The sequence below is a fragment of the Saccharopolyspora cebuensis genome (assembly GCF_039542665.1).
Lineage (GTDB): Bacteria > Actinomycetota > Actinomycetes > Mycobacteriales > Pseudonocardiaceae > Saccharopolyspora > Saccharopolyspora cebuensis.
In genome coordinates, this window is the sequence record NZ_BAABII010000002.1 from 198,606 (window position 1) to 218,715 (window position 20,110).

Annotated in this window: 25 protein-coding genes and 1 riboswitch; of the genes, 13 read left to right on the forward strand and 12 right to left on the reverse strand. The window is 73.5% G+C overall.

From position 1 onward, the window contains the following. Nucleotides 1–6: 6 nt before the first annotated feature. Both ABD976_RS02165 and ABD976_RS02170 read right to left on the reverse strand, forming a co-directional pair. On the reverse strand, nucleotides 7–510 hold the full coding sequence (locus tag ABD976_RS02165) for a methylated-DNA--[protein]-cysteine S-methyltransferase (RefSeq protein ID WP_345356182.1): 504 nt from the start codon (nucleotides 508–510) through the stop codon (nucleotides 7–9). Further along, complete coding sequence (locus ABD976_RS02170; protein ID WP_345356492.1) at nucleotides 507–1,970, reverse strand: AlkA N-terminal domain-containing protein; 1,464 nt, start codon at nucleotides 1,968–1,970, stop codon at nucleotides 507–509. Before ABD976_RS02170 ends, ABD976_RS02165 begins: the two co-directional genes overlap by 4 nt. Before the next feature lie 108 nt (nucleotides 1,971–2,078). On the opposite strand from ABD976_RS02170, the gene ABD976_RS02175 reads away from it, so the two are divergent. Continuing rightward, a complete protein-coding gene (locus ABD976_RS02175) occupies nucleotides 2,079–2,339 on the forward strand; it encodes a hypothetical protein (protein ID WP_345356185.1) in 261 nt (86 codons plus the stop codon). Nucleotides 2,340–2,458: 119 nt separating this feature from the next. After that, a complete protein-coding gene (gene ychF / locus ABD976_RS02180; RefSeq protein WP_345356188.1) occupies nucleotides 2,459–3,538 on the forward strand; it encodes a redox-regulated ATPase YchF in 1,080 nt (359 codons plus the stop codon). Between the two features lie 257 nt (nucleotides 3,539–3,795). On the opposite strand, the gene ABD976_RS02185 is transcribed toward ychF, so the two are convergent. Then, nucleotides 3,796–4,032, reverse strand: a complete 237-nt coding sequence (locus ABD976_RS02185; RefSeq protein ID WP_345356191.1) for a hypothetical protein — start codon at nucleotides 4,030–4,032, stop codon at nucleotides 3,796–3,798. A gap of 130 nt (nucleotides 4,033–4,162) precedes the next feature. Here ABD976_RS02185 and ABD976_RS02190 point away from each other — a divergent pair, with 130 nt between their 5' ends. From ABD976_RS02190 to ABD976_RS02205, 4 genes are all read left to right on the forward strand, one after another. After that, nucleotides 4,163–4,636, forward strand: a complete 474-nt coding sequence (locus tag ABD976_RS02190) for an RrF2 family transcriptional regulator (protein WP_345356194.1) — start codon at nucleotides 4,163–4,165, stop codon at nucleotides 4,634–4,636. A 93-nt stretch (nucleotides 4,637–4,729) separates the two neighbouring features. Continuing rightward, nucleotides 4,730–5,446: an SDR family oxidoreductase gene (locus ABD976_RS02195; protein ID WP_345356197.1), complete on the forward strand. Its 717-nt coding sequence runs from the start codon at nucleotides 4,730–4,732 to the stop codon at nucleotides 5,444–5,446. Nucleotides 5,447–5,531: 85 nt separating this feature from the next. Continuing rightward, nucleotides 5,532–5,789 (forward strand): type II toxin-antitoxin system prevent-host-death family antitoxin, encoded by a 258-nt coding sequence (locus ABD976_RS02200; protein WP_345356200.1) that lies wholly within the window; start codon nucleotides 5,532–5,534, stop codon nucleotides 5,787–5,789. A 6-nt stretch (nucleotides 5,790–5,795) separates the two neighbouring features. Further along, nucleotides 5,796–6,086, forward strand: a complete 291-nt coding sequence (locus ABD976_RS02205; protein ID WP_345356203.1) for a type II toxin-antitoxin system RelE family toxin — start codon at nucleotides 5,796–5,798, stop codon at nucleotides 6,084–6,086. Between the two features lie 242 nt (nucleotides 6,087–6,328). On the opposite strand, the gene ABD976_RS02210 is transcribed toward ABD976_RS02205, so the two are convergent. Then, nucleotides 6,329–7,777 (reverse strand): glycosyltransferase family 39 protein, encoded by a 1,449-nt coding sequence (locus ABD976_RS02210; RefSeq protein ID WP_345356206.1) that lies wholly within the window; start codon nucleotides 7,775–7,777, stop codon nucleotides 6,329–6,331. Nucleotides 7,778–7,902: 125 nt separating this feature from the next. On the opposite strand from ABD976_RS02210, the gene ABD976_RS02215 reads away from it, so the two are divergent. Next, nucleotides 7,903–8,184, forward strand: coding sequence for an AbrB/MazE/SpoVT family DNA-binding domain-containing protein (locus tag ABD976_RS02215; protein WP_345356208.1), 282 nt, complete (start codon nucleotides 7,903–7,905; stop codon nucleotides 8,182–8,184). Between the two features lie 98 nt (nucleotides 8,185–8,282). Here ABD976_RS02215 and ABD976_RS02220 read toward each other — a convergent pair whose 3' ends face one another. From ABD976_RS02220 to ABD976_RS02230, 3 genes are all read right to left on the reverse strand, one after another. Further along, nucleotides 8,283–8,426, reverse strand: coding sequence for a hypothetical protein (locus tag ABD976_RS02220; RefSeq protein ID WP_345356211.1), 144 nt, complete (start codon nucleotides 8,424–8,426; stop codon nucleotides 8,283–8,285). A gap of 71 nt (nucleotides 8,427–8,497) precedes the next feature. Continuing rightward, nucleotides 8,498–9,067, reverse strand: a complete 570-nt coding sequence (locus ABD976_RS02225) for a Uma2 family endonuclease (protein ID WP_345356214.1) — start codon at nucleotides 9,065–9,067, stop codon at nucleotides 8,498–8,500. Between the two features lie 46 nt (nucleotides 9,068–9,113). Beyond that, nucleotides 9,114–9,515, reverse strand: a complete 402-nt coding sequence (locus tag ABD976_RS02230) for a hypothetical protein (protein WP_345356217.1) — start codon at nucleotides 9,513–9,515, stop codon at nucleotides 9,114–9,116. A gap of 159 nt (nucleotides 9,516–9,674) precedes the next feature. On the opposite strand from ABD976_RS02230, the gene ABD976_RS02235 reads away from it, so the two are divergent. Both ABD976_RS02235 and ABD976_RS02240 read left to right on the forward strand, forming a co-directional pair. Beyond that, nucleotides 9,675–11,051 (forward strand): helix-turn-helix domain-containing protein, encoded by a 1,377-nt coding sequence (locus tag ABD976_RS02235; RefSeq protein ID WP_345356220.1) that lies wholly within the window; start codon nucleotides 9,675–9,677, stop codon nucleotides 11,049–11,051. Nucleotides 11,052–11,068: 17 nt separating this feature from the next. Continuing rightward, nucleotides 11,069–11,437 (forward strand): hypothetical protein, encoded by a 369-nt coding sequence (locus tag ABD976_RS02240; protein ID WP_345356223.1) that lies wholly within the window; start codon nucleotides 11,069–11,071, stop codon nucleotides 11,435–11,437. Here the strand turns inward: ABD976_RS02240 and ABD976_RS02245 are convergent. Beyond that, complete coding sequence (locus ABD976_RS02245; protein WP_345356226.1) at nucleotides 11,418–12,167, reverse strand: pyrimidine reductase family protein; 750 nt, start codon at nucleotides 12,165–12,167, stop codon at nucleotides 11,418–11,420. The genes ABD976_RS02240 and ABD976_RS02245 overlap by 20 nt on opposite strands. A gap of 135 nt (nucleotides 12,168–12,302) precedes the next feature. Here ABD976_RS02245 and ABD976_RS02250 point away from each other — a divergent pair, with 135 nt between their 5' ends. After that, on the forward strand, nucleotides 12,303–13,259 hold the full coding sequence (locus ABD976_RS02250; RefSeq protein ID WP_345356229.1) for an FAD-dependent oxidoreductase: 957 nt from the start codon (nucleotides 12,303–12,305) through the stop codon (nucleotides 13,257–13,259). A 250-nt stretch (nucleotides 13,260–13,509) separates the two neighbouring features. On the opposite strand, the gene ABD976_RS02255 is transcribed toward ABD976_RS02250, so the two are convergent. Next, complete coding sequence (locus ABD976_RS02255; RefSeq protein ID WP_345356232.1) at nucleotides 13,510–13,803, reverse strand: 4a-hydroxytetrahydrobiopterin dehydratase; 294 nt, start codon at nucleotides 13,801–13,803, stop codon at nucleotides 13,510–13,512. An 81-nt stretch (nucleotides 13,804–13,884) separates the two neighbouring features. Beyond that, nucleotides 13,885–13,994: riboswitch (TPP riboswitch) on the forward strand. Between the two features lie 28 nt (nucleotides 13,995–14,022). Between ABD976_RS02255 and ABD976_RS02260 the strand changes: the two genes are divergently transcribed. The 3 genes from ABD976_RS02260 to ABD976_RS02270 all read left to right on the forward strand — a co-directional run bounded on the left by ABD976_RS02260 (nucleotide 14,023) and on the right by ABD976_RS02270 (nucleotide 17,782). After that, nucleotides 14,023–15,057, forward strand: coding sequence for a thiamine ABC transporter substrate-binding protein (locus ABD976_RS02260; protein ID WP_345356234.1), 1,035 nt, complete (start codon nucleotides 14,023–14,025; stop codon nucleotides 15,055–15,057). Further along, the gene (locus ABD976_RS02265; protein WP_345356236.1) at nucleotides 15,057–16,640 is read left to right on the forward strand and encodes an ABC transporter permease; all 1,584 of its coding nucleotides are present in this window, start codon (nucleotides 15,057–15,059) and stop codon (nucleotides 16,638–16,640) included. The genes ABD976_RS02260 and ABD976_RS02265 overlap by 1 nt, the downstream gene beginning before the upstream one ends. Nucleotides 16,641–16,768: 128 nt before the next feature. After that, on the forward strand, nucleotides 16,769–17,782 hold the full coding sequence (locus tag ABD976_RS02270) for an ABC transporter ATP-binding protein (protein WP_345356495.1): 1,014 nt from the start codon (nucleotides 16,769–16,771) through the stop codon (nucleotides 17,780–17,782). A gap of 112 nt (nucleotides 17,783–17,894) precedes the next feature. On the opposite strand, the gene ABD976_RS02275 is transcribed toward ABD976_RS02270, so the two are convergent. From ABD976_RS02275 to ABD976_RS02285, 3 genes are all read right to left on the reverse strand, one after another. Then, nucleotides 17,895–18,362: a hypothetical protein gene (locus ABD976_RS02275; protein WP_345356239.1), complete on the reverse strand. Its 468-nt coding sequence runs from the start codon at nucleotides 18,360–18,362 to the stop codon at nucleotides 17,895–17,897. Next, entirely contained in the window at nucleotides 18,359–18,661 is a 303-nt protein-coding gene (locus ABD976_RS02280) for an HC3 family zinc finger protein (protein ID WP_345356241.1), read from the reverse strand. Before ABD976_RS02280 ends, ABD976_RS02275 begins: the two co-directional genes overlap by 4 nt. Before the next feature lie 179 nt (nucleotides 18,662–18,840). Further along, a complete protein-coding gene (locus ABD976_RS02285) occupies nucleotides 18,841–20,049 on the reverse strand; it encodes a helix-turn-helix domain-containing protein (RefSeq protein WP_345356244.1) in 1,209 nt (402 codons plus the stop codon). Nucleotides 20,050–20,110 lie beyond the last annotated feature (61 nt).

A 20,110-nucleotide genomic window follows, 5' to 3' on the forward strand; every position in this document is an offset into this window, starting at 1 on the left:
TGCCCCTCACTCACGTCCCGGATGGGTCTCGTGGGCGAGGAGCCAGCGCTTGACGTCGAGGCCCCAGCGGAAGCCGCCGAGCGAACCGTCGGTGCGCAGCACCCGGTGGCAGGGCACGAACAGCGCGGCGGCGTTGCGGGCGCAGGCCGACGCGGCGGCCCGCACGGCGGCCGGACGTCCGGCCAGCGCGGCGAATTCGGCGTAGCTGACCGGCTCCCCGGCGCGCACCTCGCGCAGCACGTCCCAGGCGTGCTCCAGGAACGCGCCGGAGCGCTGCCGGACCGGGACTCCGTCGACCGCCCCGATCTCGCCGTCGTGGTAGGCGTGCACGGCGCGGGTCACCGGACCGAGGTCGGCGACCTCGGTGCAGTCCCCGCGCAGCGCGGGGGAGACCTGCGGCAGCAGGGCGTCGAGCCGGTCGGTCCAGCCGGAGGCCAGCACCGCCCCGTCGCCGTCGACGACGGCGGTGAACGGCCCCGCGGGGGTTCCGGTGGTGGACCAGGTGATCATGTCGTTCCTCCGATTCGTGGCGCGGTCGCCGTCCACAGCAGCATCCCGGCGTAGGAGCGCCAGGGCCGCCACCGCCGGGCGCGGTCGCCGAGGGCGGCGGGTTCGTCCGGGAGCCCCAGCGCCGCGGCGCCGCGACGCAGCGCGAGGTCGCCGTCGAGCAGCACGTCGGGTGCTCCGAGCACCCGCAGCAGGACGTAGTCGGCGGTCCACGGCCCGACCCCGGGCAGCGCCAGCAGGTCCCGGCGCAGCTCGTCGTGATCGCGACCCGGGTGCACCGCGAGCCCGCCGCCGAGGGCTTCGCCGATCGCGCGGACCGCCTCGGCCCGGCGGCGCGGACCGGGCAGTACGTCGCGGGCGTGCTCGGCCAGCGCCGCCGGGGTGGGGAACAGGGCGGTCACCGCCCCGTCCGGTTCGGCGAGCGGTTCGCCGAGCGCGGCGACCAGCCGTTCGGTGATGGTGCGCGCGGCGGCGACCGAGACCTGCTGGCCGAGCACCGCCCGGACCAGCATCTCGGTCGGGTCGACGCTGCCCGGCACCCGCACCCCGGGATGCCGGGCGAGCTGCGGGGCCAGCAGCGGATCGGCGCCGAGCACCTCGGCCACCGCCACCGGGTCGGCGTCCAGGTCCAGCAGCCCGCGCAGCCGGGACACCGCGCTGCCGAGGTCGCGCAGGTCGGACAGCCGCAGCGTGCAGGACACGTGGTCGGCCTCGGGCCGCAGCGTCGCGGTGCCGGTGCCGTGCGGGAGCCGCAGCGCCCGCGCGTAGTGCCCGGGCCCGACGTCCTCCAGCCCGGCGACGGCGCGCGCCCCGAGGAACGCCAGCACACCGGCGGCGTCGTAGGGCGCCCGGAACGGCAGCCGCAGCCGGATCGCGCCGGGAGCGGGCGGTGGGCCGCCGCGGCGTTGCGCGCGGGCCCGCATCAGGGTGGGCGTGGTGGCGAAGACCTCGCGGATCGTCTCGTTGAACTGCCGCAGGCTGGCGAACCCGGCGGCGAACGCGACGTCGCCGAACGGCACCGGCGTGGTCTCGATCAGGACGCGGGCGGAGTGCGCCCGGTGCGCGCGGGCCAGGCCGAGCGGTCCGGCGCCGAGTTCGGCGGTCAGCACCCGGGTGAGGTGGCGCGGCGAGTAGCCCAGCGCGGCGGCGAGCCCGGCCACGCCGTCCCGGTCGACCGCGCCGTCGTCGATCAGCCGCATCGCGCGGCCGGCCAGGTCGGCCCTCAGGTCCCACTCCGGGGACCCCGGCACGGCGTCGGGCAGGCAGCGCAGGCAGGCGCGGAACCCGGCGCCCTGCGCGGCGGCGGCCGTGGGGTAGAAGGCGCTGTTCGCGCGCTTGGGGGTGCGGGCGGGGCAGGAGGGGCGGCAGTAGATGCCCGTGCTGCGCACCGCGTGCACGAACCAGCCGTCGAAGCGCGGGTCCCGGGCGCTCACCGCCCGGTACGCTTCCTCGATTCCCACCATCACGACATCGATGCTGCCAGCGCCCCCGGCCCGGTTCTAGCGGGTATCGGACATCGTGCGGCGTCACCTGGTAGTGCGGCGGCGGCCGTTCGTCCCTATCGTCTCGGTATGACCCTGATCAGGAAGGCACGCGGATTCCGAATCGCGGGAGGCATCGCGGCGGCCGCGTTCGCGGTGACCCTCACGGCCGGGTGCAACGACCCGGCTCCGCCGCCCGAGGACCAGGAGCAGGAGCAGGAACAGCGGCAGGACCAGGAGCAACCACCGCCGAACGCGCCGGACGACGACGGCGGCCAGCAGGACGACCGCAACGACCAGCAGGACAACGACGACGACCGCCAGGACGACGGCGGCGGCCAGGACGACTGAACCAGGTGGGGGGCACCTTCATTCGACATGGCCGGATGGGGGTGCCCCTCACCCATGTCCCGGCGGGGCCGGTGCGACCGGGCCCGGGAGGGGCTCGGGCCAGCACCTAGACTCGGGGTGTGAGCCTCACCCTCGGAATCGTCGGACTGCCCAACGTCGGCAAGTCCACCTTGTTCAACGCCTTGACCAGCAACGAAGCGCTCGCGGCGAACTACCCGTTCGCGACCATCGAACCCAACGTGGGCGTGGTGCCGCTGCCGGACCCGCGGCTGGACCGGCTCGCCGAGATGTTCGACTCGGCGAAGACGGTGCCCGCCACCGTGTCGTTCGTCGACATCGCGGGCCTGGTCAAGGGTGCCTCCGAGGGGCAGGGCCTGGGCAACAAGTTCCTCGCCAACATCCGCGAGGCGGATGCGATCTGCCAGGTCATCCGGGTCTTCGACGACCCCGACGTGGTGCACGTCGACGGCCGGATCGATCCGTCCAGCGACATCGAGACGATCAACACCGAGCTGATCATCGCCGACATGCAGACGCTGGAGAAGGCGCTGCCCCGGCTGGAGAAGGAAGCCCGCACCCACAAGGACCGCCGCCCCGCGCTGGAGGCCGCGCAGCGGGCCAAGGAGATCCTCGACGAGGGCCGGACGCTGTTCGCCGCCGGGATCGGCAAGGACGACCCCGAGCTGCGCGAGCTGAACCTGCTCACCACCAAGCCGTTCCTCTACGTGTTCAACGCCGATGAGGGCGTGCTCACCGACGAGTCCCGGCGCGCGCAGCTGCGCGAGCTGGTCGCCCCGGCCGACGCGGTGTTCCTCGACGCCAAGGTCGAGGCCGAGCTGGTGGAGCTCGACGCGGAGTCCGCCGCCGAGCTGCTGGAGTCCATCGGCCAGACCGAGCCCGGGCTCGCCGCGCTGGCCCGCGCCGGGTTCCACACCCTCGGCCTGCAGACCTACCTCACGGCCGGGCCGAAGGAGGCCCGCGCCTGGACGATCCGCCAGGGCTGGACCGCCCCGCAGGCCGCGGGCGTCATCCACACCGACTTCGAGCGCGGCTTCATCAAGGCGGAGATCATCTCCTACGACGACCTCGTCACCGCGGGCTCGATGGCCGACGCCAAGTCGGCGGGCAAGGTCCGCATGGAGGGCAAGGACTACGTCATGTCCGACGGCGACATCGTGGATTTCCGCTTCAACGTCTGATCCGGGCCGGTCACCGCTTCGGCGGTGACCGGCGTTCGGCAGCAGCTCCGGACCCGCCCAGCACCGAGGGCCGATCTTGGCGGCTGCCGCGACATCGCCACCGCGGGCACGTCCCCCGACGGTGCGGTGGACCGAGCGCGTCCTCAGCAGGACGCGGACCTCGCCGAGCAGCGGTTCAGGTAGCAGCAGGGCCGGCACCCAGCAGCGCTGGTGCTCCGTCTCCGCGGTCGGCCATGATCGGACCAGTTCGACGACGATCACTCGGCGGTACTGCCACGACCACCGAGTTCGTCCCGAGCGATCTCTTCGGCCGGGCCGCCGGTGCCGGGCGGAGCCTGCCCCAGACCCGCGAAGCGGAACGCCCGACGCGGCCGCGCCTGGCCCGAGCCACGGCGACGGCCAACCAGGTGCCGCAGGTACTCACCGACCTGTTCCAGCTCCTCCGGAGGCACCTCGTCCACCAAGCGGTGCAGTTCGTCCCGCGTGATGCGCACGCTCGTACGTTACCCACCACGCTCTGCCTGCTCCCTGTTGACCGACCATGGCCGCCCCGACGAGGGCTTCGCGCGCTCAAAAAATCGTGGACATGAAAGATCTAGGATACGTAGGGTCCAGGAATGCGAAATGCGACAGGGCGTGGAGTGGGCGCTGCACTCGTGCGTGAACCTGGCCTGGGCCGGCGGACCGGTCCCGGCGAGTCGGCTCGCTGAGCTCTACGCACTGCCCGCCGCATACCTGAACAAGCAGCTGCAGTCACTGGTCCGCGCCGGGCTGCTGATCTCGGTTTCGGGACCGCAGGGCGGTTTCCGGTTGAGCCGGAGTCCGTCGACCATTTCGCTGCTGGATGTCGTCGTGGCCTTGGAGGGACCGGAGGACGCGTTCCGCTGCACCCGGATCCTCCGCAACGGCCCGGGTGGGGACCCGGATCTCGACTACCGGGACCACTGCGCGGTTTCGCTGAGCATGCGCCGGGCGGAGCTGGCCTGGCGACATGAGCTCGCCGCCCGCTCGCTGGCCGACATCGCCGCAGACGTCGAGCGCACCAATCCGGAGGCACCCCAGCGGGTGCGCGATGCGCTGCTACCCGGCCCATCCTGACCCGGCCGTACCGCGTGGAATGCCGTTCCGCGCCTGGCGAATCCCTGCCCCTCCAGACGCCACGCAACGATCACAGCGAAGGACGTGCTGCCCATGCGCATCGCCATCGCCGGAGCCACCGGTCTCGTCGGACGCAGCCTGGCGAGCAGGGCAAGGCAATCCGGCCACACCGTCGTCGAGTTGTCCCGGTCCTCCGGCGTTGACCTCCGAAGCGGGCCGGTCCCCGACCTCACCGGCGTCGACGCGGTCATCGATGTCACGAACTCGTCGAGCATGGAGCAGCACGAGGCAACGACGTTCTTCACCTCGGTCGCCGAGACGCTCGGACGTGCCGCGACGGCCGCGGGTATCCGGCGCACGGTCGTGTTGTCGATCATCGGGGTCGATCGGACACCTGAAGACGGCTACTTCGTGGCCAAGCTCGCGCATGAGCACGCCGTGAGCGAGCACGCTCCGGGCGTTCGAATCCTGCGCGCCGCGCAGTTCCACGATTTCGCCGACCAGATGCTCGGCTGGGTGCGGGACGGGAGCACCGCCACGATCCCCGACTGGCCCGTCCAGCCCGTCGACGTCGACGAGGTCGCCCGCCTCCTGCTGGAGCTCGCCACGCGCGAGGAAGGCTCCGAGTTGTCCGAAGTCGCAGGGCCCCGGCCCGAACGCTTGCCCGACATGGTCGCTCGAGTGGACCCGTCGGTGGCGGTCACCGACGGCCCGGTGAGTGACGCCATCGCCGGCGGTGCCCTGCTGGCGGGACCAGGCACGACCATCGCCGGGGACGGTTTCGCCGACTGGCTCGCGCGAAGCCGCTGATCGCACTGGCCCCCATGGGTCTCGGGTTCGGGGAGGTCGGCTGTGGTGCTGGCGCCGTGTCGTGCCGCAGGTGTACTTTTTGTACATGTCTTCGGAGATGTCCATCAGCGAGGCCCGTGCCGACCTGGGGCCGGTTACTTCGCGCGCATGCTTCGGCGGGGAGACGACGTACCTGACCAAGCATGGTCGCCGGGCCGCTGCGGTGGTTCCCGCGGAGGCGGCGGAGCTCCTGGAGGACCTCGAAGACCTCGTGGACGGCGAAGCGGTCCGGGAGGCCCTGGAGGCCAGGCGGGCGGGCACCAACGAGCCGGTGCCGTTCACGCGCCGCACCCCGTCCCAGTAGGCGCCGGTGCCCTACTCGGTCGAGATTCTCCGCGAGGCGGGGAAGTTCCTGGACAAGCTCGCCCACAAACAGCCCAAGACCGCAGCGGCCTTGGAGAACGCCATCGAAGAGCTGGCCGCCGATCCGAGGCGGCGGGGGAGCCTTCCGCTGACCGGCTGTCCGGGAGTTCTGCGGTACCGGGTGGGCAACTACCGGATCTGCTACGAGATCGATGACGGCCGAGTGGTGGTCCTCGTGATCACGATCAGCACGCGTGCCGACGTCTACCAGGTGCTGCGGCGCACTCTCGGGCGTTGAGCCGCGCACGTCGCGATGGGGTGCGGTCCCGTCGAAGCGCCAGGTAGCGCGCGTAGCGGATCGACCTCCGCGGACAGGTTCGGGAACCCGTCGCCGGAATACCTGCTGAGCTGCGCGCACCAGCTTCGCCGAGGTCCGCGGGGGCAGCTGCTCAACTACGGGATCAAGATCCTCGGAGTCCGGTTTCCCGGTCCAAGCGGTTGTTCCTCGCGACTCCGTCGTGGTCCAGACCGGCGCCCACCTCACCGGGGTGGTGTGCCGTGGTGTTCGACGTCGAGGGTGCGGAGGTCGGTCCAGACGCGCGTCCACGGGGTGTGCCTGCCGGTGACGAGCCAGACGGTGTTCGTCGGGGTGCCTGCCGCGATCAGGTGCGCGTCGGTGAAGTACGGGCGGAGTTCGTCGGGGTCGGCGCCCACGTAGACCGCCGCGTCGGCGCTCTCCGGCGGTGGCGGGAAGTAGCCGTAGCCGCGGTTGGTGCTGTGCGCCGGGGGCAGGTCGTAGCGCGTGGAGTACCCGTCGAGGTAGGCGGCGGCGATGTAGGGATCGCCGATGAGCGCGGTGCGCTCGCGCTGTTCCGGGGGCAGCGCGTGGTAAACGTCGGCGGCGCGGCGGGCGAGCGCGTCGCCCATCCGGTCGGAGACGTCGGCGACCGGCAGGGTCAGGATGCCCGCCGCGAGGGCGGCGCTGAGCGCGAAGGCGGGCCAGGCCACCCACCGCCGGCGCCCGCGTCCGGCCTCGCGCCGTCGTTGCAGGCCCAGCGCACCCGCCGCCGCGAGCACCGCGTAGAGGCCGCCGAGGTAGTAGGGGCGGCCGGGGGCGATCACGAACAGCGCGTAGAGCAGCGCGGTGGTCAGGGCGAGGAACCGGAGTTCGTCGGCCCGCGCCAGCCGCCACAGGCCGTACAGCGACAGCACCGTCCCGGCGAGCCCGGCCACGGCGATCATCCCGAACGCGACGCCGGGGCGTCCGCCGTACAGCGCTTCGGCCTCGGCGATGACGATGCCGCTCATCCGCAGCTGCGGCCACCCGTGGACGGCCTGCCACACCAGGGTCGGCGCCGCGAGCAGCCCGGCGATCCCGACGCCGGCCCACAGCAGCGGCCGGGCCAGCAGCTCGCGCGGCCCGAGCAGCAGCACGCTCAGCAGCAGCGCGGCGCACAGCAGGACGACCTGGAACTTGGTCATCGCCGCGATCCCGGCCACCGCGCCCAGCGCGAGCAGCAGGCGGTCGTCGCGCAGCCGGATCCAGCGGATCAGCAGCCAGAGCAGCAGCAGCCACTGGACCGGTTCCAGGGTGTACGGGGTCAGCCAGTGCCCGGCGAGGGTGATCCACAGCGCGGTGGCCTGCACGCCCGCCGTCATGGCCTGCGCCCGCCGGTCGCCGCCGAGCTCGCGGGCGATGAGGGCCGCGACGACCACCGCCGCGGTGGTGGCGAGCACGGCGGGCAGCCGCAGCGCGAGGACCGAACCCGGGGCGATCGCGTCCATCAGCCAGGCCAGCGCCGGGGTCATCGGCGGTTGGTCGGCGGAACCCCAGTCGAGGTGGTTGCGGCCGATGGCCAGCATGTAGACCTCGTCGAACCAGTACCCGCTGCGCGTCGCGGCCACGAGCTGCACCACCGCGACGGCGGCGGCGATCGGCAGCACCGCCCACCGCGCGAAGGGAGGCGGGCTCGGCGCGGTGCTCGTCATGGCGTTCTCCCCGGTGAGAGGTCTCGCGGACCGACCGTACGACCGCGGGCGCGGTTCGGCCGTCGCACGGGAGGTATGAAATGCAAAGCAAATCATACATGCCATGCGTGTGCGAGGATGGCGCAATGGCTTCCGGTGCGGACGAACCCCACTACGGCCCCGGCGGTCGCGGCTTCTACGGGGCGGTGACGGTGAGCGCGCGCGGGCAGGTCGTGCTCCCCGCGCAGGCGCGGCGCGACCTGGGCATCGAGGCGGGTACCAAGCTGCTCGTCCTCGGCGATCCGGAGCAGGGCCTCGCCCTCATGACGATCGACGCCCTGATGCGCAACCTGCAAGGCTCGTCGGCGTTGCTGGAGCAGATCCAGGGCCACGTCCGCCCGGGGCACCCCGACGACGAGCAGGGCTGACCGCCGCCGGTCGCGGGGCAGCGGGCCGGGGCGTCAGCGGTTCCGCCCTGTCCTCCTCGCGCAACCACGCCAGGACGCGGACGCTTCGAGCACCGCGTTCACGCCCGGTTCTGTTCGCGGGCCGCCTCGGAACGGCGGTCGTCGGCGAGTTCGTCGACGACCGAGCCGGTGCCGGTCCATTGCTGGGTGATCTCGCGGCGGATGTCCGCTGGGGTGCTCACCTGGCCTTGCCCGCTCGTCATGAACCCAGCATGACGAATCCAGGTGTCTGACACATCAGTTGTTCGCGTGACACGCAGGGGAGTGATGTGGCTCAGGGGAGGAGTGCGTCCAGGTCCAGGTCGATCGGGAACGGTCGCCGCAGCCGCGTCGCTCCCCGCAGGATCCCCGCGGGGGCGTAGGCGGCCGTCGGCCCGTCCAGCTCGTACGCGTGGAGGGCGGGCGACGTTCCCTCGGCTTCGATCCGCCAGTAGTGCGGGATCCCGGCTTCCGCGTACTTGCGCAGCTTCACCGTGCGGTCCCGGTGCGCGGATTCCGGCGACACCACCTCGACCACCAGCACCACGTCCTGCGGTGCGTACCAGGTGCGGTCGGGATCGTACGGCGCGGTGGTGGCCAGCAGGTCGGGCTCGGGCCGGTTGCGCGCGTCGAGGCGGACGGTCATCTCGCGCTCGACTTCGATGCCCCGGGGAGCCTGCTCGATGAGGGCGGACGTCAGCGAGGTGACGAGGCGACCGTGCGACGACCGCTGCGGGGACGTCATGAAGACGAGCGCTCCGTCGATCAGCTCCGTGTGGCGCGGCGCCTCGGGAAGGTGGTCGAGGTCTTCCGCGAACCAGCCTTCCGCGCGCGGTGGGCGCATCCAGCCGGGCAGCGCGGTCATGCCGCGACGGTAGCGACTCGGGGCCGCGGCGCCTACGTCGCACCGCTCAGCAGCCGGTGAGGGAGGTGGGGCGGATGGTGACCGGGCGGCGCAGGTCCATCGGGACGTGGCAGCCCGGTTCGGGGCGCAGCACCGCCAGCGGGGCGTCCGGTTCACCCGGGGGAGCGAGGGTGAGCACGGCGCGCAGGGTCCAGGCGGCCGGGGCGCGGTACTGCCAGCTCACGAGGTCGGGGGCGAACACGTCGGTGCTGGGCGTGATCGGGGCGCGGTAGGCGCTGGCGTCGTCCTCGGCGCGCAGCAGCACCACGTCGGCGCAGGTCGTCCAGTGGAAGGTGGCGGCGACGACCTCGGGCGCGCGCCTCGGTCCGAAGACGTAGAGCACCCACCGGCGGCGGCGCAGCTCGGTCAGCAGCTCGTCGACGTGCCCGGCGCGCGGATGGTCGGCCATCGCCGCCCCCTTCGACTCCGCACAGTGATTCACCGATCACGAAAGCGTGTGGAGGCGAGGTGGGTAAGGGTGTGGGAGCAAGTCCCACACGGCGGACCGTTCACCTGTTGAGCGCTCGTGGTTACTCTTGATGACCGAGCGGATACGTCTGCTGACACGATGGGGACCTTCATGGGGCGCAGGTCGGTGGCTGAAGTGGAGCTCCGCCGCGCCCTCGGGGCCTCCTTGGCCGCCTACCGCGAGGGCGTCCCGCTCAAGCAGGGCGACCTCGGCCGCCTGACCCACTACTCCCGGACCTCCATCGCGCACATCGAGGCGGGTCGGCAGTTCCCCGGCCGCGAGTTCTGGTCCACCGCCGACCGCCGGCTCGACGCGCGCGGTGCGCTGCTGGCCCACTACGACCGCGTCTGCCGGCAGGAGAAGCAGTGGCAGATCGCTGAGCTGCGGGGCGCGTCGCGGGACGGCGGGGAGCCGCCGGGGGCCCCACCGCGCGACGACGATTGGCGACGTGACGACGTGAACCGCCGTGAACTGATCCGCTTGATGACGCTGACCGGCACCCTGCTCGCGATCCCCGCGTCGGCGCTGGACGCCGAGCGCGTCGCCCACGCCGCCGCCCACCCCCGGCGCCTCGATCCGGCGGTGCTCACCGAGTACGAGCGGCTCAACGCGGCGCTGTGGCGGACCTACTCCGGCACCCGCACCAAGCGCGACGTGCTGCCGCTGGCCCGCCGCCAGGTGGCGCTGCTCAAGAAGTGCCTCGACGAGCCGCAGCGCGCCGAGGACCGCCGCCGCCTGTGCCTGCTCGCCGGCGACGTGTTCCAGCTCTGCGGCGAGATCTTCTTCGACGGTGGCGGGTACGCCGACGCCGCGCACTGCTACTCCATCGCCGCGCACGCCAGCAAGGAGGCCCGGGAGTACGACCTGTGGGCCTGCGCGATGACCCGGCACGCCTTCATCAGCATCTACGAGCGGGAGCACCGCAGCGCCGTGCCGCTGCTCGACGGCGCGGCCCGGCTGGCCGAGCGCGGTGATCCGGGGCGCGCCACCCGGTACTGGGTGGCCGCGGTGCGGGCCCAGGCCAGCGCCGGGCTGGGCGAGCTCGCGGCGTGCCGCCGCGCCCTGGACGAGGCCGAGGAGGTGGTGCACCTGCCCGCGCCCGAGCACACCGGCTGGTTGCGGTTCGAGAGCTCCCGGCTCGACGGTGAGCGCGCCTCCTGCTTCGTCGCGCTGGGGCGGCCGGACCTGGCGGAGGGGCCGCTCCACGCGCTGCTGCGGGCCGACATCTCCACCCGGCGCCGCGGCGGCGTGCTCACCGACCTGGCGGTGGTCGGGGCGCAGCGCCGCGACGTCGACCAGCTGCTGCTGCACGGCGCCGCCGCGCTGGACACCGTCCGCCAGACCGCCTCGGCCGGCTACGTCGGCCGCAAGCTCGACGACCTGCGCGGTCGGCTGGTGCCGTTCCTGGGCAACCGGCACGTGCGCTTCCTCGACGAGCAGATCCGGGCGGTCACGGCAGCAGCGCCCGAGCAGTGACACCGAGAGGAGCAGTCGTGGACGGAGGGAAGGTCTTCCGGGAGGCCTGGATCGCCGGGGTGCGCGCGCACTACCCGGGCGAGCCGAAACCGGGCTACGTCGTGCCGTGGGAGGACACGCCGACGTGGGAGCGGGAGAGCGCCGCGGCGGTGTTCGGCCAGGTGCGCGACTTCCTGCGCGCCACCGGTGGTGCGGCGTCCCGGCTCACCCGGGAGCAGAAGGGGCGGTTCGTCGCGCTGTGCTGGACCGGCCAGATCTACCGGCACGTCCCCGACCCCAAGCCGTCCTACGTGGCCGACTGGGCGGATCTGCCGGAGTGGCAGCGGGAAACCGACTCCGACATCTTCGAGCGCATCGAGCGCGAGATCAGCTCGCCGGGTTCGTGAGCAGGTAGCGCAGCAGCAGCGTGTCGTCCTCGGCCAGCGCCGAGGCCAGGTGCAGGCGCTCGGGTTCCAGGTGCATGCCGCTGGCGATGCGGCCCGCCGTGCCCGACACCAGCAGCGGGGACAGCGTGAGCCGCAGCTCGTCGACCACCCCGGCCCGCAGCATCGCGCCGAACAGCTCCGGCCCGCCGTCGCAGTGGATGCGGCCCAGCCCGCGCGCGGCCAGCGCGTCGACCGCGCCCACCAGGTCCACCTCGCCGTCGCCGAGGAGCTCGACCTCGGCGCCCGCCTCGGCCCAGGCCCGGCGCCGCTCGGCGGGGGCGGCGGAGCAGGTCAGCACGATGGTCGGGGTCAGCACGTCGGTGAGCACCGGCGGCGCGGGCGGCAGCGACTGGCCGGAGGTGACGATGGCGATCGGCGGCACCGGCGCCAGCCCGTGCCGGGCGCGCAGCTCGGCGACCTCGGCGCTGGGCTTGACCCCGGTGAACTCCTCGGTGATGGCCGTGCTGGACCCCACCAGCACCACGTCGGCCAGGTTGCTGCCCAGCGGGTAGACCTGGCGGTCCACCGGGTTGGACAGGCCCCGGGAGCGCCCGGAGATGTGCACCGCGCCGTCCGCGCTGGACACGAAGTTCACCGCGACCCACTTCTCGCGGTCCGGGTAGCCGTAGAGGCGTTCGAGCTCGTGCTGGTCCACTTCGCCCGCCGCTTCCGGCGGCCAGATCCGGTGCATCGCGCAATCCCCTGGGTCGGTGTCGCATTCCCCCGCGCCGGCGGGCGACGGGGCGAGCCTACCCGCGCGAGGCCCGCGGACCACCGGCCCGCGCGGACGTGTCCGCCGTCACGTCCGGCTGCTACCGTCGGTGGGGTGACCGCGTCCGCGAAACCGGTGCTGGTGATCGGCGCCGGGGTGCAGGGATTGACCTCGGCGGTGGTGCTCGCCGAGCAGGGCCGGGCCGTGCGGATCCGGACCGCCGAACGGCCGGGGGAGACCACCTCGGCGGCGGCCGGGGCGCTGTGGGGACCGGCGCTGCTGCGCCCCGCCGACAAGGTGCTGCACTGGGTCACCCGCTCGCACGCCGAGTTCACCGCGCTGGCTCGCGACGAGCGCACCGGGGTCCGGCTGGTGCCCGGCCGGATGGCCGCCCGCCACCCGCTCGGCGAGGCCCTGCCGCCGGAGGTGCACCTGATCCCCGACCTGCGCCGCTGCGACCGGGAGGAGCTGCCCGCCGGGTTCGTCGACGGCTACGCGGGCACCCTGCCGCTGATCGACATGCCCGGCTACCTCGCCTACCTCGTCGAACGGTTCCGCGCGGCGGGCGGTGAGATCGTCCTCAGCGGCGTGCCGTCGCTGGCCGACGCGACGGCCGAGGCCGACGTCGTGGTCAACTGCACCGGCGTCGGCGCCCGCGAACTGGTCGGCGACCCCGGCGTCCAGCCGGTGTGGGGCCAGCAGGTCGTGGTCCGCAACCCCGGCGTGCAGGACTACTTCATCGAGCTCTCCCGCGGCGGCGAGTTCGTCTCCTGGATGCCGCACGCCGATCGCCTGGTCCTCGGCGGCATCGCCGTCGACGGCGAGTGGAGCAGGGCCCCGCGCCCCGACGTCGGCGCCGCGATCCTGCACCGCTGCGCCGAGGTCGAACCCCGCCTGGCCGACGTCGAGGTCTCCGGTGACGTCGTCGGCCTCCGGCCCGGTCGCGAGCAGGTGCGGGTCGAGGCCGAGGAGTTCAACGGCGCCACGGTGGTGCACGACTACGGGCACGGCGGCAGCGGGGTCGCCCTCTCCTGGGGCTGCGCCTTCGAGGTCGCCGAGCTCATCGGCTGACCCCGGGCCACCCAGACCAGGCACCGGCGAAGCCACACACACGCCGAACGGAACTCCCGTCAGGCAAGCGGCGAAGCCGCTTCCGCTTTGCCCCACGCACGCAACTGGCACCGCCGCGGGTTCTCAGCGGTCTTCTCGCGAGGACGCCCTGACGCTGTGTACGTGGTTGGTACATGAGGAAGGGCGCCCGGAGCGAGAAGGCCGCTGAGGTTCCGCCACCCGCACCGCTACGCCAGGTGCTCCACAAAAACTAGCCAATCTCATCCGCAACCGCGTCGATCTCTTGGGCTAGTGAGGTGTCCTTTGCCGTGAGCCCACCCGCGGAGTGCGTGGTGCAGGAGAAGGTGACCGTGCGATAGCGGATGTCGATGTCCGGGTGGTGGTTCTCCGTCTCGGCGATCTCGGCGACCCGGGTGACCGCCTGGATGGCCACCGGGAAGCTCGGGAACCGGATCTCGCGGACGAGCGACTGGTCGGCCTGGCGCCACTCCGGCAGGTGTTGCAGCGCCTCGGCGACCTGGGCGTCGGTGAGCAGTTCCGTCATGGCCCCATGGTGGCGCGTGCCGCCGCCGATCGCGAGGTCCCGCGCCGTGCGGGTTGATCGCCGGATGCGGGCACGTAGACTCCGGGGTGCCACGGGAGTCCAGCGCGCTGGGCTGAGAGGAGGGGCGAGCCCCTCGACCGTCCGCACCTGAACCGGATCATGCCGGCGCAGGGAGGCGAGCGATCAGCCTGCTGCCGCGCGTGCGCATCGGGAGGATCGTTGAAACGCTCACGGCTGCTGGCCGGTGCCACCGCGCTGGTCGCGTTCACCACGGGGTGCTCGCTGATCGGGGACGAGGAGTCCGCGGGGCGTGCCGTCACGCTGGTCACCCACGACTCCTTCGCCGTCGACGAGGCGCTGCTGGCGCGGTTCGAACGCGAGTCCGGCATCGACGTGCGGGTGGTGCCCAGCGGCGACGCCGGGGAGCTCACCAACGAGCTGGTGCTGACCAAGGACGCGCCGATCGGCGACGTGGCCTACGGCGTCGACTCCACCTTCGCTTCCCGCGCGCTGCGCGCGGACGTGTTCGCGCCGCACCCCACCTCCGCCACCGGCCCGGAGCGCTACGCGCTGGGCGACGGGCAGCGGCTCACCGCCGTGGACGTGGCCGACGTGTGCGTCAACGTCGACACCGGCTGGTTCGCCGATCGCGGCATCCCGGCGCCCGCGACGCTGCGCGACCTCACCGACCCGCGCTACCGCGACCTGTTCGCGGTGCCCGACCCGTCCACGTCCTCGCCCGGGCTGGCGTTCCTGCTGGCCACCGTCGCCGAGTTCGGCGAGGACGGGTGGGCCGACTACTGGCGCGCGCTGATGGCCAACGGCGCGAAGCTCTCCTCGGGCTGGGAGGCGGCCTACGGGCAGGACTTCTCCGGGTCGACCGGGCAGGGCCCGCGCCCGATCGTGCTGTCCTACGCCTCCTCCCCGGCCGCCGAGGTCCGCCCGGACGGGACGCCGCGCACGAAGGCGCTGCTGGACACCTGCTACCGGCAGGTCGAGTACGCCGGGGTGCTGCGCGGCACCGACGATCCCGACGCCGCCGGTCAGGTGGTGGACTTCCTGCTCTCGCCGGAGTTCCAGGCCCAGGTCGCCGAGCGGATGTACGTCTACCCGGCGGTGACCGGCGTGCCGCTGCCGGACGGCTGGCAGCGCACCGCCCCGCTGCCGGAACGCTCCGCCGAGCTGCCGCCCGAGCAGGTCGAGCGCAACCGGGACCGCTGGGTGCGGGAGTGGCGGGAGGTCGTGCGCGGGTGATGCGGCGCGTCACCCTCGGGGTCGTCGGCGCGGGTGTGCTCGGCTTCCTCGGGGTGTTCTTCCTGTGGCCGGTGGTGGCCATCGTCGGCCGCGGCCTGGGCGCGGGCGGCTTCGCCGACGTGCTGGTCGAGCCGGGGACGTGGCGGCTGGTCGCGTTCACCTTCGGCCAGGCCGCCGCGGCCACCGCGGTCGCGCTGCTCGCCGGGCTGCCGGTCGCCTACCTGCTGGCCCGCTTGGAGGTGCCGGGCAAACCGGTGCTGCGGGCGCTGATCGCGGTGCCGTTCGTGCTGCCGACGATCGTGGTCGGGATGGCGTTCCGCGCGGTGCTGGGCGCCGACGCCGGGGTGTGGGCGATCGTGCTGGCCAACGCGTTCTTCAACGTCGCCGTGGTGGCCCGCACCGTCGGCGGGCTCTGGGCGCACCTGGACCGCCGCGCCGAGGACGCCGCCCGCAGCCTGGGCGCCTCCCGGTTGCGGGCCTTCGGCTCGGTGACGCTGCCCGCGCTGATGCCCGCGCTCGGGTCCGCGGCGGCGGTGGTGTTCCTGTTCTGCGCCACCAGCTTCGGCGTGGTGCTGGTGCTGGGCGGTGGCCGGTACCGGACCCTGGAGACCGAGATCTACCTGCGCACCGTGCAACTGCTCGACCTGTCCGGGGCCGCCGCGCTGTCGCTGCTCCAGGTCGCCGCGGTGCTGGCCGCGCTGCTGCTGGCGGCGGTGGCGCGGCGCAGGCGGGAGGCGGCGCTGCGGCTGCGCGCCGCCGAGGAGACGACCCGGCCGCCGCGCGGGGCGGAGTGGCTGGTCGTCGGGCTCACCGGGCTCGTCGTCGCCGGGCTGCTCACGCCGATCGTCGGACTGCTGCTGCGCTCGGTGTCGGGCCGGGACGGGTGGAGCCTCGCCGGGTGGCGCGGCCTGCTCGGCACCGGCGAGGACGGCACGTTGCAGGTCAGCGGCCTGGAGGCGGCGCTGAACTCGGTGCGCGCGGCGTTCGACGCCACCTGCCTGGCGCTGCTGGTCGGGTTGCTGGCCGCGGCGGTGCTGGTCGCCGCGCGCCGCCGGTTCGCCGAGGTGCTCGACGCCGCGCTGATGCTGCCGCTGGGGGTGTCGGCGGTGACCCTGGGGTTCGGGTACCTGATCACGCTGCACCTGCTGCCCGGTGACCTGCGGACCTCGCCGCTGCTGGTGCCGTTCGCGCAGGCGCTGGTGGTGACGCCGCTGGTGGTGCGGATGGTGCTGCCGGTGCTGCGGGCCATCGACGACCGGCTGCGGCAGGCCGCCGCGACCCTCGGCGCCGGGCCGTGGCGGGTGCGGCGGGAGATCGACCTGCCGCTGGCGCTGCGCTCGGTCGGGGCGGCGGCCGGGTTCGGGTTCGTGGTGGCACTGGGCGAGTTCGGCGCGACGAGCTTCCTGGCCCGGCCCGAGGCGGCGACGCTGCCGGTGGCCATCGCCCGGCTGATCTCGCGGCCGGGCGAGCTCAACACCCAGCTCGCCTACGCGGCGTGCGCGCTGCTGATGCTGGTGACGGTGCTGGTGGTGCTGGCGGTCGAGCGGTTGCGGGTGCGCGGCGGATCGCTGGGGGAGTTCTGATGCGGCCCGCACGTCCGGGTGGGGTTTTCCGAGTGAGGGGCCCCCTTGCCCAAGTAACTCGGACAAGGGTGCCCCTCACTCAGCACACTTCCGGGTGAGGGCGGGGTATTCGACGGATGGGCGATGAGATGGCGTTGCGGGTGTCCGGGCTCTCGGTGCGGTACGGCGCGGTGACCGCCGTGTCCGATGTGGACTTCGAGGTGGCGGACGGCGAGGTGCTGGCGCTGCTCGGGCCGTCCGGTTGCGGCAAGTCCACGCTGCTGCGCGCGGTGGCCGGGCTGGAATCCCCGTCGGCGGGGGAGATCCGCTGGGACGGCGCCGACCTGGCGCGCGTTCCGGTGCACCGCAGGCGGTTCGGCATGGTCTTCCAGGACGGGCAGCTCTTCCCGCACCGCGACGTGGCGGGCAACGTGGAGTTCGGGCTGCGGATGCGCGGTGCCGACCGGGCGCGGCGCCGGGAACGGGTCGCCGAACTGCTCGCGCTGCTCGGCCTCGACGGCTACGAGCGCAGGCGGGCCACCGAGCTCTCCGGCGGTGAGGCGCAGCGGGTCGCGCTGGCCCGCGCGCTGGCCGCCGACCCCGCGCTGCTGCTGCTCGACGAGCCGCTGAGCGCGCTGGACCGCACGCTGCGCGAGCAGCTCGCCGTCGACCTGGCCCGGTTGCTGGCCGCCGACGACGCCACCGCGATCGTGGTCACCCACGACCACGACGAGGCGTTCACCCTGGCCGACCGGGTGGCGATCATGACCGGCGGCCGGTTCCGGCAGGTCGACACCCCGCAGCGGCTGTGGCAGCACCCGGCCGACGAGGAGGTCGCCACCTTCCTGGGCTGCACCGCGGTGCTCCCGGCGGAGGTGCGCGGCGGGACCGCGACCTGCGCGCTCGGCGCGGTGCCCGTCGCGGCCCCGGACGGACCGGCCCGGCTGGGGCTGCGCGCGTCGGGGGTCCGCGCCGAACCCGACGCGGCCGGCGCGGGCGTGGTGCGCGAACGGGTCCACCGGCACGACCACGTCCGGCTCACCGTCGAGACCCCGGAGCTGCCCGAGCCGGTCGAGGCCACCGCGCGCACCGCCACCGCCCCGGGAGTCGGCGATCCGGTCCGGCTGGACCTCGACCCGGACGGCATCGCGCTGATCGGCTGAGGCGGGCGGTGGGTGGCCGACCGGCGATCGTGTCGGGGAAGGGGATCGCCGGTCGGCCGCGACCCGTCGCCGAGCAGCGCGTGCGGTCGGTGACGGGCCGGGTCGTGCTCCGCTACGCGCGGAGCCGGGTGCGCCGCGCGGCCGGCGTGGTCAGCGCGGGGAGCTGGTCGGTGTGCCAGGTCGACGGATCCGGCAGCCGGGTCGCCCGTTCGGCGGGTTCGGGGCGGCCCGAGGCTTCGACGGCTTGCGCGAAGTGCCGCTGCGTCCCGCCGACGGCCACGCATGATTCGCACGCCACGTGCGTACCGGGCCGGATGGCGGCCAGGCTGCTCGATCGAGTCCAGTTCCCGCGCAACGGGTGGCCGCACAGGGCCAGGTCGAGGTGCGCGCTCAGGTGCACCCGCGCCTGGTCCGGCGAGATCACCCAGAGCACGGCGGTCGCGCTGCGCTCGCGCGGGACCTCCGCCGGTCGGCGCGGTTCGGTGCGGCTGTCGTCCGGCGCGGAATCGCGGGTGGCCCAGAGCCCGACCGCGAAGATGAGCACCACCGCGCCGACGATCGCCCATTCCAGGACGCTCACCGCGGCAGGGCCGCGCCGCCGACTACCGGCGTGCCGCCCGTCGTCGGCCCGCGACGTCGAGGCACACCGGGCGGCATCGGAACGCCCGCCAACCGGTGCGCCTCGACGTCGCACGGCTCGCAGGTCGTCCACCACCACGCTTGGACGCTGTTGTCGGCGACGACGGTCGCGCCGCACAGCGCCACGACTTCGGCGCCGTGGCTCCACCGCCGCGTGGTCGTCGCGTGCCGCTGCTGGGCGCCAGGCGCCCAGCTGAACGGATGCGGTCGCCATTCCGCATCCGAGGATGTTGTTCCCATGCCCGGTACCTCCGTGTCGGAGCGGGCAGCACGAGGCCCCGCCCGCTCGGTCGGCGGCCGGGGCCTCGCAATGTCGACTTCCCCGCCCGCTGCGGCCGATCCGGGATCAGCTCGCGGCGATCACGCTAGGGACGGGGCGGGAAGCGGCGTATTCTCCGTGAATAGGTCGCCCGGACGGGTCAGACCCCGATTCCCATCCGATGTGCCATGCCGCGCAGTTCTCGTCCCGCGGCGTCGCGGTTCTGCCGCCGAACCAGGTCCGAGATGGTCTCGCGCACGAAGGGCATGTTGCGGACCCGTTGCGGGGCGAGGTCTTCGGCTTTCCGCAGCAGGCGGATCGCCTCGCCTCGGGTGCGCTTGTCGGATGCCAGCGACCGGCCGAGGTCCGACCAGTATTCGGCCTGCCGGGCGGGGGACGGGAGCACTTCGGGGCGGGAGCCGCGCGCCATCTCGACGACGCGTCCGCCGTAGCCGAACTCCGTGGCGAGGGCGATCTTCCAGATCTTCACGTTGGCCCGCCCGAACCACATGTACCCGAAGCCGCCGACGTCCGGCTGCTGCCGCTCGGCGAGCACCTCGGCTTCGCGGAAGTGCTCCCACGCGCCGGACTCGTCGTCCATCGAAGCACGGGCGAGCGCGGCGTTGAGGTGGAGCTGGCCGACCGCCTGCGCCAGTTCCGGGGTCATCGGCTCCCCGCCGACAGCGGTGATGGAACGGCGGGCCAGAGTCCCTTGACGTTCCCGGCCTCCGCCGCCGATCGCTTGGGTCCGCACCCACGCCGCGTGTGCGATCCATTCCGGCCGTCCGAGCCGGTCGGCGACGGTGACGGCGCGGTCGGCCGCGTGCTGGGCCACCCCCCGCACGCCCATCGACTTCGCGAGCATCGTGGCCGCGTGGTAGCACGTCGCGAGGCCGATCAGCGCGTCCGTGCGGTGTTCGCGGTCGGTGTTGTAGACGGCGTGCAGCTCGCTGATCAGGGGTGGCAGCACCGCGCCTTGGGCCGCGTAGTCGGCGCGCGGGCGGAGATCGGCGTTCAGCCGCGCGAGGTCCGCGCTGATCTCCGGCCAGGGACGCGGGACGGTCTCGACGGGATCGTCGAGCCGGAGGTCGGCCACGATCGCCTCCACCGCACCGACCGCCGCCCGGGCGCCCGCTGCGATGTCATCGGTCGGTGGGAACGGGGTTCCGGCCAGGTCAGCGGGGGAGACCGAGAGCGCGCGGGCGAGCGACTCCAGCGTCGACCGCTTGTCCACCCGTCTCCTGCCGTGCTCGATGTTGGAAAGGTGCCCGGGAGTGATCCCCGCCAGTTCGGCGACGACCTTGAGGCTGAGCCCGCGCCAAGCCCGGACTTCGCGCAACCGAAGCGCAATGCCTTCGTCGTGGTCCACGTTGCCTCCTTCGCACGATCACCTCCATGCTAGGCGGGTTCGGGCGCCGATGGATACAGCC

Excerpts from the sequence above, each read along its gene's own strand:
- ABD976_RS02165 (WP_345356182.1), bottom strand. The coding sequence starts at position 510 with ATGATCACCTGGTCCACCACCGGAACCCCCGCGGGGCCGTTCACCGCC.
- ABD976_RS02170 (WP_345356492.1), bottom strand. The coding sequence starts at position 1,970 with ATGGTGGGAATCGAGGAAGCGTACCGGGCGGTGAGCGCCCGGGACCCG.
- ABD976_RS02175 (WP_345356185.1), top strand. The coding sequence starts at position 2,079 with ATGACCCTGATCAGGAAGGCACGCGGATTCCGAATCGCGGGAGGCATC.
- ABD976_RS02190 (WP_345356194.1), top strand. The coding sequence starts at position 4,163 with ATGCGACAGGGCGTGGAGTGGGCGCTGCACTCGTGCGTGAACCTGGCC.
- ABD976_RS02195 (WP_345356197.1), top strand. The coding sequence starts at position 4,730 with ATGCGCATCGCCATCGCCGGAGCCACCGGTCTCGTCGGACGCAGCCTG.
- ABD976_RS02200 (WP_345356200.1), top strand. The coding sequence starts at position 5,532 with ATGTCTTCGGAGATGTCCATCAGCGAGGCCCGTGCCGACCTGGGGCCG.
- ABD976_RS02210 (WP_345356206.1), bottom strand. The coding sequence starts at position 7,777 with ATGACGAGCACCGCGCCGAGCCCGCCTCCCTTCGCGCGGTGGGCGGTG.
- ABD976_RS02215 (WP_345356208.1), top strand. The coding sequence starts at position 7,903 with ATGGCTTCCGGTGCGGACGAACCCCACTACGGCCCCGGCGGTCGCGGC.
- ABD976_RS02220 (WP_345356211.1), bottom strand. The coding sequence starts at position 8,426 with ATGACGAGCGGGCAAGGCCAGGTGAGCACCCCAGCGGACATCCGCCGC.
- ABD976_RS02225 (WP_345356214.1), bottom strand. The coding sequence starts at position 9,067 with ATGACCGCGCTGCCCGGCTGGATGCGCCCACCGCGCGCGGAAGGCTGG.
- ABD976_RS02230 (WP_345356217.1), bottom strand. The coding sequence starts at position 9,515 with ATGGCCGACCATCCGCGCGCCGGGCACGTCGACGAGCTGCTGACCGAG.
- ABD976_RS02235 (WP_345356220.1), top strand. The coding sequence starts at position 9,675 with ATGGGGACCTTCATGGGGCGCAGGTCGGTGGCTGAAGTGGAGCTCCGC.
- ABD976_RS02245 (WP_345356226.1), bottom strand. The coding sequence starts at position 12,167 with ATGCACCGGATCTGGCCGCCGGAAGCGGCGGGCGAAGTGGACCAGCAC.
- ABD976_RS02255 (WP_345356232.1), bottom strand. The coding sequence starts at position 13,803 with ATGACGGAACTGCTCACCGACGCCCAGGTCGCCGAGGCGCTGCAACAC.
- ABD976_RS02265 (WP_345356236.1), top strand. The coding sequence starts at position 15,057 with ATGCGGCGCGTCACCCTCGGGGTCGTCGGCGCGGGTGTGCTCGGCTTC.
- ABD976_RS02270 (WP_345356495.1), top strand. The coding sequence starts at position 16,769 with ATGGCGTTGCGGGTGTCCGGGCTCTCGGTGCGGTACGGCGCGGTGACC.
- ABD976_RS02280 (WP_345356241.1), bottom strand. The coding sequence starts at position 18,661 with ATGGGAACAACATCCTCGGATGCGGAATGGCGACCGCATCCGTTCAGC.